This window comes from Arenibacter troitsensis (assembly GCF_900177645.1).
In the GTDB taxonomy this organism is placed as follows: Bacteria; Bacteroidota; Bacteroidia; order Flavobacteriales; family Flavobacteriaceae; genus Arenibacter; species Arenibacter troitsensis.
Map to the genome: position 1 here is coordinate 378,965 of NZ_FXAO01000001.1, position 12,799 is coordinate 391,763.

The 12,799-nt window shown below is 41.7% G+C and carries 11 protein-coding genes; 2 read left to right on the forward strand and 9 right to left on the reverse strand.

Going from position 1 to position 12,799, the window contains the following annotated elements:
- Nucleotides 1-194: 194 nt before the first annotated feature.
- Nucleotides 195-707 (forward strand): YfcE family phosphodiesterase, encoded by a 513-nt coding sequence (locus B9Y87_RS01540; RefSeq protein WP_085495525.1) that lies wholly within the window; start codon nucleotides 195-197, stop codon nucleotides 705-707.
- A 207-nt stretch (nucleotides 708-914) separates the two neighbouring features.
- On the opposite strand, the gene B9Y87_RS01545 is transcribed toward B9Y87_RS01540, so the two are convergent.
- The 5 genes from B9Y87_RS01545 to kduI all read right to left on the reverse strand — a co-directional run bounded on the left by B9Y87_RS01545 (nucleotide 915) and on the right by kduI (nucleotide 6,055).
- Entirely contained in the window at nucleotides 915-1,373 is a 459-nt protein-coding gene (locus B9Y87_RS01545; RefSeq protein WP_085496592.1) for a GNAT family N-acetyltransferase, read from the reverse strand.
- Nucleotides 1,374-1,507: 134 nt separating this feature from the next.
- Nucleotides 1,508-3,049, reverse strand: coding sequence for a pyruvate kinase (locus B9Y87_RS01550; protein WP_085495527.1), 1,542 nt, complete (start codon nucleotides 3,047-3,049; stop codon nucleotides 1,508-1,510).
- A gap of 161 nt (nucleotides 3,050-3,210) precedes the next feature.
- Nucleotides 3,211-4,389, reverse strand: a complete 1,179-nt coding sequence (locus tag B9Y87_RS01555; RefSeq protein ID WP_085496594.1) for a DUF4861 family protein — start codon at nucleotides 4,387-4,389, stop codon at nucleotides 3,211-3,213.
- A 10-nt stretch (nucleotides 4,390-4,399) separates the two neighbouring features.
- The gene (locus B9Y87_RS01560; RefSeq protein WP_085495529.1) at nucleotides 4,400-5,194 is read right to left on the reverse strand and encodes a gluconate 5-dehydrogenase; all 795 of its coding nucleotides are present in this window, start codon (nucleotides 5,192-5,194) and stop codon (nucleotides 4,400-4,402) included.
- 18 nt (nucleotides 5,195-5,212) lie between these two features.
- Nucleotides 5,213-6,055 (reverse strand): 5-dehydro-4-deoxy-D-glucuronate isomerase, encoded by an 843-nt coding sequence (gene kduI, locus B9Y87_RS01565; protein ID WP_085495531.1) that lies wholly within the window; start codon nucleotides 6,053-6,055, stop codon nucleotides 5,213-5,215.
- Nucleotides 6,056-6,209: 154 nt separating this feature from the next.
- Here kduI and B9Y87_RS01570 point away from each other — a divergent pair, with 154 nt between their 5' ends.
- The gene (locus B9Y87_RS01570; protein ID WP_085495533.1) at nucleotides 6,210-7,238 is read left to right on the forward strand and encodes a LacI family DNA-binding transcriptional regulator; all 1,029 of its coding nucleotides are present in this window, start codon (nucleotides 6,210-6,212) and stop codon (nucleotides 7,236-7,238) included.
- Nucleotides 7,239-7,305: 67 nt separating this feature from the next.
- On the opposite strand, the gene B9Y87_RS01575 is transcribed toward B9Y87_RS01570, so the two are convergent.
- From B9Y87_RS01575 to B9Y87_RS01590, 4 genes are all read right to left on the reverse strand, one after another.
- A complete protein-coding gene (locus B9Y87_RS01575; protein WP_085495535.1) occupies nucleotides 7,306-8,304 on the reverse strand; it encodes a YpdA family putative bacillithiol disulfide reductase in 999 nt (332 codons plus the stop codon).
- Complete coding sequence (gene rpe / locus B9Y87_RS01580) at nucleotides 8,304-8,963, reverse strand: ribulose-phosphate 3-epimerase (protein ID WP_085495537.1); 660 nt, start codon at nucleotides 8,961-8,963, stop codon at nucleotides 8,304-8,306. Before rpe ends, B9Y87_RS01575 begins: the two co-directional genes overlap by 1 nt.
- A 111-nt stretch (nucleotides 8,964-9,074) precedes the next feature.
- Complete coding sequence (locus B9Y87_RS01585; protein ID WP_085496596.1) at nucleotides 9,075-10,310, reverse strand: DEAD/DEAH box helicase; 1,236 nt, start codon at nucleotides 10,308-10,310, stop codon at nucleotides 9,075-9,077.
- A 69-nt stretch (nucleotides 10,311-10,379) separates the two neighbouring features.
- Nucleotides 10,380-12,581: a B12-binding domain-containing radical SAM protein gene (locus tag B9Y87_RS01590; protein ID WP_085495539.1), complete on the reverse strand. Its 2,202-nt coding sequence runs from the start codon at nucleotides 12,579-12,581 to the stop codon at nucleotides 10,380-10,382.
- Nucleotides 12,582-12,799 lie beyond the last annotated feature (218 nt).

The following is a 12,799-nucleotide window of genomic DNA, read 5'->3' on the forward strand; positions in this document are numbered from 1 at the left end:
TGACTTGGGCTAGCGCCAGCCTGTGAAATTAATGGTTTTTCAGGTACAAGGCCTGTAATAGGCAAAATAATAAAAAAGTCATGCTTATAATTTATCCTGAAATTTCTAAAAAAATAAGCTTAGTCTAATTAATGGATGGATTATAAACTGAGTTACTGTTTTGGGCATACTATAGTTACTAATAGCTACTGAAAATGAAAATCACCGTAATTTCCGATATCCACGATAACATCTGGAACCTGCAAAAAGCCTTATCCATGCCGGAACTTCAGGCTACGGAAGCGATGCTTTTTTGTGGTGACCTTTGTTCGCCCTTTGTCATCCATTTATTGGGGCGTGCGTATTCCAATCCTATCCATATGGTATTGGGCAATAACGATGGGGATGTTGCGGCTATCATTGGGAATTCCAAGAAATATCCGAATATTCACATTCATGGAGAATATTTTAGAGGTGACTTGGGCGGTAGATCAATGGCCATGAACCACTACCCTGATAAAGCTAGGGTAATTGCGGAGAATGGAGGTTTCGACATAGTGTGCTATGGACATAATCATACCGTGGTTAAGGATGAAAAGGTTGGCGACACCCTGCTGATCAATCCAGGGACCATCATGGGGTATCACGGAGGGGAGCTAAAGGATATCCCTGCAACTTATTTGGTATTGGATACCGACCTGGTAAAAACAAAAGTTTATCAAATTTGAAATTCCCGGTCTTTACGACTATGGCAGGACTGACGACTAAGACAGGCTACTGCCAGCAGTAACTACTTGCTTATTTGTCTACTATGTCACGAGCGTGACGCTCGCGCCAGCGTGGGGAAGGTTTGTCAAATTTGAAATTCCCGGTCTTTAGGACTTGGGCAGGTAGGCTAGCGCTAGCATGGGCTAAGGCCTATACCTTGTGTTGCGTTAATTGTTTTTCACAACATTGTATACATTTGGATTGTGCTTTTCCATATAAAATTCAGGATTAGGTAATTTGGTAAATCCAAATTTTTTATAAAGCCATTCGGCTGTATCGGTTAATAAAATCCATCGTCTTAATTCTTGAAGATTAGGATGTTGCATTATTTCAGTTATAAGCCATTTACTTAATCCATTCCCTCTAAATTCTTTTAAAACAAAAACATCGCCTAAATAAGCAATAGTGGAATAGTCTGAAATTATTCTGGCATATCCTATTTGTTGGTCTTTGTAATAAAGCCCAAAATTTAAAGAGTTTTCAATAGATGTTTTTAGGGTGTCTAATGGAATTCCGTAGTTCCAGTCTGTTTCGTTCGCAAGGAATTTGTGAATAGTGGAAATATCCAATTTATTCTTGTCAGTAGAAATGGTGTAATCGTTTTTATGGGATTCTATAATTTTCAATTTAGTCTTTCTTTTAATTATTGCTATCGAAAGGATTAAGGACCCAATACCCATACTCCCTTTTTATCAGTCTAATATAGCAATTCTTTTCTTACAAATGTTTCGGTTTATAAGAGGGTAATTTTTGGATACTATTACTTCACCGGAAAGTCTTTATGAATATTTTTAAGTCCCGTTTTGGCCACTTTTAGTGCCCTTAAGGTTTTTTTGGATTTTTGGGAATGGGCTTCCATGCGCTTCAATACATTCTTTAAGGTTTTGGTGGCTTCTACTATAAAAGGCCCCTTATTGAGCATAACACATTCTGCCTGGGCACTTATAGTGGCATCCGAAATTTCAGCCCGGGTAGCCATGCCTTTTTTGGCCATGGTATCCAATACTTGGGTAGCCCAGATGACAGGTATCTGCGCTGCCTCGCAGAACCACAGTATTTGGTTCTGCACCTCGGAAATACGTTCAAAACCTATCTCCACTGCCAAATCGCCCCGGGCGATCATGACGCCTATTTTAGGTCTTTTCATAGCGCTGAAAAGGATGGCTGGTAGATTCTCGAATGCCGCCCTGTTCTCTATTTTAAAGACCACCCCGGTATCCTTATCTCCCAATTTGTCCAATTCCTCATATAGAATGGCCACATCCTTGGCGTTTCGCACAAAGGAATAGCCCATAAGGTCTGCATTAGCACTTATAAACGGCAATAGTTGTACATCTTCTGGAGTTAGGGAAGGCAGGTTGAGATGGGTATCCGGTAAATTGATACCTTTCCCCGTCCTTAGTTTTTTCTTATGCGATTTTTTCACCACCAGGGATGCCGTATCCTGGGTGATGCCCAATACTTTGGCCTCTATGGCCCCATCATCAAAAAACACTGCCTGCCCCTTTTTAAGGTTGTCAATAATTTGCGGTAGGGAAACTTCCACTAGGATGGTTTCTTTAGGGGCTATTGTCTTTTTGTGGCTCCCTGAAACATGTGGGGAGTTGTGCTTTATCAGTAATAATTTATCCCCTTTACCAATCTTTACGAAGGGGACGGTATCCCAGGCTTTTCCGGTATCATTTTTTAGGTAAATATTGCTAATTCTAATTTTTGGCCCCGGTAGGTCCATATAAATATGGATGGGGGAATCACTTTCCTTGGAAACGGCTTTTATTTTGTTCAGGATCTTTTTCCAAAGCGCTTCATTGCCATGGCTAAGGTTTAATCGGGCAATGCCCATACCTGCAGAACGCAACTTCTTAATAAGTTTTTTGTCGGTGGCTGCCTCATCGGGCATAGTAACCATTATTTCGGTATCTCTTTCCCCGTGGTCGGACGCAAAGAGGTCATTTGCATGATCCATCAATAAATTCTTGCTTCCAACAAATCCCAGGGCCTCCAAGTCGCCATTCCTTTCCCAAGTTTTTCCGTTCAATAATTTAACCAGCTTAAGGGCATTGGAGATGTTTTCATACACATAACCGGCCCCTGTTCCCAATGAGGAAATCCCTATTTCGGAAAGATCGTTCTGAAGCTTGCGGATGTCCATACTGCGAAGCAGCAAATAGCGGTATAGGTTCTTGGCGCTGGACCTATATTGAGGATGTACCGAAGCAGCTATGCTATCCGCGGAGGACTCATGCTTTAAAAGTGTTTCATATATAATTTCGAGTTCCCTTTCCAGTTTTTGTAGGTCCATATAGCAGCTTTTGTTTTATAAATTTACGCATATAAACCAGGGATATTTTTGATGAAAAACACAAATTGAAGTTAAAATTTGGGCATAAAAAAGGCAATACCCCTTGGCATTATATGCACCTATGGGTATTGCCTCATGTAATGTTTGTCAGAAACTCTTTCTTATGGAGTTACGGTAACTTCCAAGGGGTGTTCTATCTGTTCGGATAAGGCGTTTAAATACTGCTCCCAATCCGCTTTGCTGTTAAATTGCCCGCTTTTTTTCCATCCAAAGCCTGCGTAGTAGGTAACTTCCTTGTTCTTAACTTTCAAATGGGCGTAGGCATTGCTTAGGTCCTTGGTAGGAACATCGTACTTTTCAAAATCGATGAAAGAATCCCTAGGGGCAAGGATGGCCATACCCAATTCGGAATCGCCATGGGGCTGCCAGTAGCTTACCCATCCCTTTTCTGTATTTCCGCTAACCACTCCGTCCTTTTCGTGCAGGGTGAGTCCGGCGTAAATATCATCCACCCCCTCTAGATTGATATTGAATTTGGATAGATTTTGGCCTAGGTCCAAGCTTATAAGCCTAGACTCCATGATGGTCTTTCCATTGGCGTCCCAGGCTTCGTATTCCAAATAAAAGCTGGTCCTTATAGGGCCGGTGGTAATGGTGCGCCATTGCGTATAATTTTTGGAATAGTAGAAGGTAGTGTCTACCTTGGCGGCAATACCGCCAACCCCACGACTTGCGCCAACATGAAAATCATCCAGGCCTTCGCCGGTATCCTTGTGGTAACTACTTATACCACTTAATTCCTCTTTGTACCATTTGTCAATAATGGGGTAATCTACCCGTTTCAACCAGGCATCGACACCACTGGACAGGGTGCCGCCAGCTACCTTGTCTTCCACCATTTTCTGGGCGGTGGGTCCGTACACCCGAAATGCAACCTTGTTGTTTTCCCAAGTGTAGTCATCGGTACGTTCGGGTACAAACCTGGAGTAACACAGCTCTGGTGCCGAGGGGTTTTCCCCTGGTTTCACTGTGACTACCTCAAATTGGCTTTCTCCATTAGGCGCTATTCGGGGTTGAAAAAGGATCATGTCCAAATCACCATCCCCATCATTATCTACCGTTTGGACAATTTGGAGGGTATTGGTTTCCTTGTTCCTTATGCCAACAGCGGATAGGTCTTCCACCGTCAACATATCCTTGGTGAGCTCTACGGTTTCCATAGACCTTTCGCGGTCAAGAACATTTTTTATAGTGATGGTGGTGGGCAATTCTTTTTCGGTACAAGCTAGGAACAGTGTTGCCACTACAGAAAATAGAAATGTTTTATAACGTATTTTCATGAACGTTGTTTTAATTTTCATTGGCCGGTTTTCCAATAGTGGCCAATATGCCTCCATCCACGTAAACTATTTGTCCGTTAACAAAATTACTGGCCTTGGAACTTAGGAAGATGGCTGCACCTTGTAGGTCGTCCGGATCTCCCCATTTGCCTGCAGGGGTTCTGCCTACTATAAAATCATTGAAAGGATGCCCATCTACCCTTATAGGGGCGGTCTGTGCGGTGGCAAAATAGCCGGGTCCTATACCATTGACCTGAATGTTGTGTTTGGCCCATTCGGTAGCCATATTGCGGGTCAACATTTTTAATCCGCCTTTGGCGGCGGCATAGGCGCCTACCGTATTTCGTCCCAATTCGCTCATCATGGAACAAATGTTGATAATCTTGCCTTCCTTTCTGGATATCATGCCCTTTACCACATGTTTGGAAACGATAAAGGGACTTACCAAATCTACTTTTACCACTTCTTCAAAATCGGCGACCTCCATTTCCTCCAAGGGAATTCTTTTGATGATCCCGGCATTGTTTACCAAAATATCAATTGGTCCTACCTCTTGTTCAATTTTAGAAATGTTTTTTATGACCGCGGCTTCATTGGTAACATCAAAGAGGTAGCCATAGGCCTTTAATCCCAAAGCCTGGTATTCGGCAACGGCATTGTCCAATTTTTCCTGGGAAGAAGCTCCGTTAACGACCAGGGTTGCGCCTGCTTTTCCCAGTCCAATGGCCATGGCTTTGCCAAGACCGTGCGTAGCTCCGGTAATCAGGGCTGTTTTACCTGATAAGTCAAATAGATTCAATGACATATTTAAGTTCTCTTAGGGTTATTTTAAGTCTTTAATTTTACAGTGGTCCATATCTCCATAATCTAGGTTTTCACCGGCCATTCCCCAGATAAAAGTGTAGTTACTGGTTCCGGAACCGGAATGAATGGACCAAGGTGGGGAGATTACGGCTTCATTGTTGACCATCCAGATATGTCGTGTTTCTTGGGGTTGTCCCATAAAATGGCATACAGCTTGATCTTCTGGAAGCTCAAAATAAAAATATACTTCCATTCTCCTGTCGTGAACATGTGCGGGCATCGTGTTCCAAACACTTCCTGGTTTTAATTCTGTCATTCCCATTTGTACCTGACAAGTCTCTACCAAACTGTTCACGATCAATTTTCGTATAGTTCTGGCATTGGCCGTTTCAATAGATCCCATTTCCACGATCTCCGCATCTGCCCTACTTATTTTTTTTGTGGGATATACCTTGTGTGCCGGGGTTGAGTTGATGTAGAATTTGGCAGGGGTATCGGCACTGTCGCTACTAAAACTCACCTCCTTGTTTTCTTTACCAATATACAGGGCCTCTTTAAAGTCTAAATCATATTTCTGGCCATCGACGGTTACAGAACCCGCACCACCGACATTGATAATACCGATCTCCCTTCGTTCTAAAAAATAATCCGACTTTAATGGATCTATAGTGGCTAGTTTTAAAGGGGTGTTAACGGGCACTGCCCCTCCAACTATATATCTGTCGAAATGGGTGTACACTAAATTGATGGTATCCGCTTCCATTAAATTTTGGATTAGAAACTCTTTTCTCAGTCCTTCTGTGGTCAACGTTTTAGTCTCCTTGGGAGAGCAGGCATATCTAACCTCGTAATTGTTTTTCATGATTCTAAATATCTAATTATAAGTTCTTATATCTCGGCTAAAAAAGTGGCGTTTTATAGATAGCTAGTAAAGGTATAAAAAATTACTCAAAATACAATCGATTGTATTATTGAATGTGTATATTTGTTAAGAAACGTCAAGATACTCATTATTTATGGAAAATAAAACAACCATACACGATATTGCCAAAGCTTTGAAAATAGATGCCTCTACCGTTTCAAGGGCATTGAACAACAGTCCGAGGGTAAGCCAGAAGACCAAGGCTAGGATATTGGCCAAAGCTAATGAAATGGGTTACCAACGAAATGTACTGGCTTCAAATCTTCGAAAAAGTGTAACCAATACTATTGGAGTAATAGTTCCGCGAATTTCCCGACACTTCTTTTCTTCGGTTATTTCGGGTATAGAGGAGGCCGCGTATGATGCTGGCTACAATGTGATAATCTGCCAGTCTTTGGAACAGTTAAAACGTGAACGTAAGATTATAGAAACCTTATTGGCGAACCGGGTAGCTGGGGTATTATTGTCCGTTTCCATGGAAACAGTTGAGTTTGACCATCTGTTGAACATGAAAAACAATGGTACGCCATTTCTTTTTTTTGATAGGCATTGTGAGATTGAGGGTATTAGTAGTGTGCTGATCGATGACCTACAAGGTGGTTTTGAAGCCACGGAGCATCTAATTTTGAATGGATGTAAAAATATTGGACATTTTTCCGGGCCACAAGAATTGGCTATTTACCGTAATAGGACCGCTGGGTATAGAAAGGCCTTGGAAAAACATAAAATTCCATTCCGGCCAGAACTCATACTGCGTTCCAGCCTTATGGAAAATGATGGGGCGGAAGGGGCAAAAACCTTACTTTCCTTACCTTATGATATAGACGGATTGTTTTCTGCCAATGATGTCGCTGCTATTGGCGCTATGAAGTATTTTAAGAAGGAAGGCATTAGAGTACCGGAAAACGTGGCCATTGTAGGGTTCAGTAACGAACCGGTTTCTGGTATAATAGATCCTTCTTTGACAACAATTGATCAGCCTGGTTTTCAAATTGGACAAATTGCCACAAAGTTGTTATTGGATGAAATTAGTAATTCATCTAAGGACAATATTATCATCGGTAAAACAACAATTCAGAAGTCCTCTTTAATTGAACGCGATTCTTCTAGAAGAATAACTTAAAATTAATAAAAGTTATTGAGGTACAAGGTTTAAGGCTATGGAATTCAAATGACTGCAAAGAATTGAATTAACCCGTCTTATTTTTATACGCAGAACTTATTTTTGCCTCACTTACAATATGGTCCAAAATCATAGGGGCGTGGATTCTGGAATTTTCTATAAACCATTTGTGGGTTTCCATTCCCCCACAAATTACTCCGGCAAGATATAGGTTGTCAATATTGGTCTCCATGGTTCGGGGATCGTACTGGGGCAGCCTTTTCTCGTCATCGGACAATTGGATTCCTATTTTTTCCAAGAAACCAAAATTAGGCATGTATCCGGTCAGCGCCAGAACGTAATCGTTTTCCAGGGCAATTGTTCCGCTAGGGGAATTCAGGATAATTTCATCTTCCTTAATTTCCTGTACTGTACTATTGTAATATACTTTTATACTGCCTTCTTCAATTCTATTGATGATATCGGGCCTTACCCAATATTTTACACGTTGGCCTACTTCCGGTCCCCTAATGATCAAGGATACGTCCGCCCCTTTTCTATAGCATTCCAGGGCAGCATCTATGGCCGAATTACTCGCCCCAATGACCGCTACTTTTTGACTGGAATAGAAATGCGGATCCTTGTAATAATGGGATACCTTTTTTAAATCTTCCCCGGGAACGTTCATTCTGTTCGGAATATCGTAGAAACCTGTGGCAATGATTACATGGGTGGACGTATAGGTATTCTTATCTGAAACAAGCTTAAAGAGCCCATCAATTTTGTTAATTGAATTTACTTTTTCAAAAAGCGCAATGTTTAGCTGATTAGAGGTCACTATCCGTCTGTAGTATTCCAGCGCCTCATTTCTTTTGGGTTTCGCCTCTATGCTAATAAAAGGAATTTCATCTATTTCCAGCTTTTCGGAAGATGAAAAAAACTGCATGTTCAGGGGATAATTATAGAGGGAATTAACAATACATCCCTTTTCAAGAATTATATAGGACAATCCCTTTTTCTTAGCCTCCAGGCCACAGGCAATGCCAATGGGCCCGCCTCCAACTATAACTACGTCCCAAATCTTCATTATCCAACCATTTTTTTCAGTTCATGAATAGTTTGCTCAGGATCTTTGCTCCTAAAAATAAAACTTCCCGCAACCAAAACATCCGCTCCCGCGTCTATTAAATCCTTGGCGTTTTTAGAGGTAACCCCGCCATCGACCTCAATTAGTGTATGGGCACTTTTTCTTTGTATAAGTTCCTTGAGGGCCTTAATCTTTTCGTAGGTGTTTTCAATAAATGATTGTCCCCCAAAACCTGGATTTACACTCATGATACAGACTAGGTCGATATCACTTATAACATCTTCCAATACGTTAATGTTGGTATGTGGATTTAAAGCCACTCCTGCTGCCATTCCCTCGTCTTTTATGGCCTGTAGGGTACGATGTAGATGTGGGCAGGCTTCATAATGAACGGTTAGGTTATTGGCGCCCAAATCAGCAAAGGTCTTTATGTAACGATCCGGATCCACGATCATGAGATGAACGTCCAATGTTTTGGTGGCATGGGCAGCGATTGCTTTTAGGACCGGCATTCCAAAAGAGATATTTGGTACAAAAACACCATCCATAATATCTATATGATGCCAATCGGCCTCACTGTGGTTTACCATTTCAATATCTCGTTGAAGGTTGGCAAAATCTGCTGCCAAAAGGGAAGGGGCAATAATCTTTTTGTCCATTACTTTTATTGAAATAATTTCCACAAAGGTAGTGAATTGATATGGTTTAAGGGAATAGGGGGCACGCGATATTAAATTATGGGACAGTTTAAAATTTAAGGTTAATAGGCACTAATACCAGCGCTTTTTTTTCTTTTTGGAGGCCGCGGACTTTCTGCCTTTTTTGTGCTTGCTGCCTTGCTTTTTATGTACTTGCGGTTTGGCCTTGGGGTCCAAGGGGTACGGATGGTCATCAACCACTTGGATATGCTTCTGCATCAGTTTTTGAATAGTGGATAAATATCCCTTTTCATCGGCAGAACAAAAGGCATAGGATGTTCCTGTGTTTCCCGCTCTACCGGTCCTGCCAATCCGATGCACATAGGTTTCGGGTATATTGGGCAGGTCAAAGTTGATGACGGCATCCAGCTCGTCTATATCCAATCCACGGGCGGCCACATCTGTGGCCACAAGGATGTTCGTTACTCCCTGTTTGAATTTTCCCAATGCTGCTTGACGCTCCTCTTGGGATTTGTCCCCGTGTAGGCTGTCTACCTTAAAGTTGTTGTTACGGAGCGTTTTTTCCAATTTGTCCACCCCGTATTTTGTACGCCTAAAAATTAAAATATTGCCCTTTATGGTATTTCTTAACAGATAAAGGCAGAGTTCTATTTTATTGGGTTTTGGCGTATAATACAATAATTGGTGCACAGTGGCCGCTGCCGAAGATGTTGGGGTAACGGCTAATTTCTTGGGATCTTTTAAAATGGTATCGGCCAATTGCACTACTTTAAAGGGCATAGTGGCCGAAAATAGCAGGGTCTGCTTTTCATTGGGGCAAAGTCGCTCTATTTTTTTAACATCGTCTATAAATCCCATATCCAGCATAAGATCTGCCTCATCCAGCACTAAGGTTTCCACATAATCCAAATTCACCAGATCCTGCTTGTGAAGGTCCAATAACCTGCCTGGTGTGGCCACCAAGATATCCACTCCCTTTTTTAAGATGGCTATTTGTGGCTCTATCTTTGTTCCTCCATAAATAACGGCTGAAGTTAAATGGGTATACTTGCCATAATCCATAAAACTCTCATAAATCTGGGATGCCAGTTCGCGGGTGGGACTTATAATCAAGGCCTTGATTTTTCTGCCTTTTTCCGAAGTTTCCTGTTTATCAAATAATAGCTGTAGTATGGGGAGGGCAAAAGCGGCCGTTTTTCCTGTTCCTGTTTCGGCAGAAGCTATTAAGTCGTTTTTCTGTAAAACCACAGGGATGGCCATTTCCTGAATGGCAGTTGGGTCGTCATAGTTTTTTTCTGCCACTGCTCTCAAAAGATGTTTGTTGAGCTTTAATTCTTTAAAATTCATATAGGTACCCATTTAGCTAGTGATGTATGCAAAGGTAAGGTAAAATGGTAAGGCATGTGTTGGTAAACCCTACAAGGTTAAAAGCCCATGGCTCTTTAAAGTTTGTAATGGTTTGGAATACCAGAAAAGTTCAAAATTCTCAAACTGCGATTCAAAGTCGGTCTTAAGCTGGCCGAAGGTGTGGAATTTTTCATGTGAAGCCAATACCTTTTGCAAGGTGTTCCTTAACCATTCTCCCTTTTCCTGATCTACGGTAATGCTTATGGAGCCCGACTTGTTATGAAATGTCAATTTAAGCAATTTCCAGCTATGCCCTTTTTTAGTTTTTGTAATGGTCTCCCCTATGGGTGCGCTTCCCAACCACACTATTTTGGCATTGTCCTTGGTGTTGAGGACGGGCTCTTCTGCAAGGGCTTTCTCTATAAAATTGGGGGCTATAGTGGTTTTGGGGATTTTAAAATCGAACCATTGTTGCAAGGGATGGTCAAAACATATGCCGTGCATAAAATTGAAAAGCGATTTTTTTAACCCAAAACTAAATTTTTCGTGATCTATGCCGGTGGTATCCGTAAATTGGATGTCGTTATTGGCAAAGCTTATGGGTTGATAGTCCGGGATAATTTGGTAATCTTCTGGATTGAGCCCTACCGGACTATGGGCCGTAAGGGCAAATTGATGCCAAAAGCCGGATTGTAGTATTCCTAATTGGAACATTTGCCGCACCATTTCCAGGCTATCTACGGTCTCTTGGATCGTTTGGGTAGGGTAGCCGTACATAAGATAGCAATGCACCATTATGCCCGCTTCCGTAAAATTACGGTTAACTTTGGCTACCTGCTCTACGGTAACTCCTTTCTGGATCAATGCCAACAATCGGTCCGAGGCAACTTCCAGGCCTCCGGAAACGGCAATACAGCCTGATGCCTTTAATAATTTACAAAGATCGCGGCCAAAGCTCTTTTCGAACCTAATATTGGTCCACCAGCTAACGCTTAATTTTCGTTTTATGATTTCCAGCGCCAATGCCCTCATAAGGGCTGGGGGTGCGGCTTCGTCCACAAAATGAAAGCCACTTTCACCGGTTTGTGCAATGAGAGCTTCCATGCGGTCTACCAACAGTTTGGCCGCAATGGGCTCATATATTTTTATATAGTCTAGAGAGATATCACAAAAAGTACATTTGCCCCAATAGCAACCATGTGCCATGGTTAGTTTGTTCCAGCGGCCATCGCTCCAAAGACTGTGCATGGGGTTCGCGATTTCTATGACCGAGATGTACTTGTTTAGTAATAGATCCGAATAGTCCGGCGTACCTACCTCACTTTGTTTGTAATCTGTTCTAGTGGAAAGATTATTATAATATACCGCACCATCCTTTAATAGGAAGGTTCTTTTTAGAAGGGCTTTGCTATCATCGGATTTGGGCAATAGGCAGTGGGCTGTCAACTGTTCCAAAGGCAGTTCCCCGTCATCCAGAGTAATATAATCAAAGAATTCAAAAACCCTTGTATCCGTAAGAGACCGGAGTTCCGTATTGGGAAATCCCCCGCCCATGGAAACCTTAATCTTCGGAAAGTTTTGTTTTATAAATTGGGCACCTCTAAACGCGCTGTACAAATTGCCAGGGAAAGGAACGGAAAAACATGCCAATTTGGGTTTAACAGTATCGATTCTATAGGCTAAAATATCGAGGGTCAATTGGTCTATATAGGTGATGTCACTTTGCAAATGCTGATAGAGTTCATCAAACGAATTGGCGCTTCTCCCCAATCTCTCCGCGTAACGACTAAAGCCAAAATTTTCATCCACGCATTCCACAATAAAATCGGATAGGTCTTCCAGATATAAGGTGGCCAGGTGTTTCGCCCTATCCTGATGTCCCATACTGCCAAAGGCCCATTCGAGATCGTCCAATTGATCAAATCTCGCTGCTTGCGGCAAAAAGTTTGGAGTACATATTTGTCTGGCAAAGGTGGCATTATGTCCCTGTAAAAAGGAAACAACGGAATCTATAGTCTTTACATAATCTTCATGTAAAGTGTTTATTCTGTGGCAGTTGTCCGATTTTATGGAATTCTTGTCCTGGGCATAATCAAAAATATTCCGAAGTCCGTCTTTGGAGAAAATTTTTAATATAACCTCAATACCCAAATCCATTTGGAAAGCACTTATGCCTTTGGTATTTAGAAAGCCCTTTAAGTATGCCGTTGCCGGATAAGGGGTGTTTAGTTGGGTAAAGGGAGGTGTTATTAAAAGGAGGTCTTTGGCCATAGAATAATTTATGTGGTGAAACAAAGATAGGGGTGTTTGGGGTAATGGGCGTATTTAATTTATCCCATAAGGATTCAATTTTTTTATGAAATGGTTGGGATTGGCTGAAGTTATGACTTGTATGAACAAAAAAACTCCGGTAATCAGCCGGAGTTTATTCATCAATCAAAAAACGAACAGTCATGATAACTGTTGTTACTGTGTACAATTTACGATTT

Excerpts from the sequence above, each read along its gene's own strand:
- B9Y87_RS01590 (WP_085495539.1), bottom strand. The coding sequence starts at position 12,581 with ATGGCCAAAGACCTCCTTTTAATAACACCTCCCTTTACCCAACTAAAC.
- B9Y87_RS01570 (WP_085495533.1), top strand. The coding sequence starts at position 6,210 with ATGGAAAATAAAACAACCATACACGATATTGCCAAAGCTTTGAAAATA.
- B9Y87_RS01575 (WP_085495535.1), bottom strand. The coding sequence starts at position 8,304 with ATGAAGATTTGGGACGTAGTTATAGTTGGAGGCGGGCCCATTGGCATT.
- B9Y87_RS01585 (WP_085496596.1), bottom strand. The coding sequence starts at position 10,310 with ATGAATTTTAAAGAATTAAAGCTCAACAAACATCTTTTGAGAGCAGTG.
- B9Y87_RS01555 (WP_085496594.1), bottom strand. The coding sequence starts at position 4,389 with ATGAAAATACGTTATAAAACATTTCTATTTTCTGTAGTGGCAACACTG.
- B9Y87_RS01560 (WP_085495529.1), bottom strand. The coding sequence starts at position 5,194 with ATGTCATTGAATCTATTTGACTTATCAGGTAAAACAGCCCTGATTACC.
- B9Y87_RS01550 (WP_085495527.1), bottom strand. The coding sequence starts at position 3,049 with ATGGACCTACAAAAACTGGAAAGGGAACTCGAAATTATATATGAAACA.
- kduI (WP_085495531.1), bottom strand. The coding sequence starts at position 6,055 with ATGAAAAACAATTACGAGGTTAGATATGCCTGCTCTCCCAAGGAGACT.
- rpe (WP_085495537.1), bottom strand. The coding sequence starts at position 8,963 with ATGGACAAAAAGATTATTGCCCCTTCCCTTTTGGCAGCAGATTTTGCC.
- B9Y87_RS01540 (WP_085495525.1), top strand. The coding sequence starts at position 195 with ATGAAAATCACCGTAATTTCCGATATCCACGATAACATCTGGAACCTG.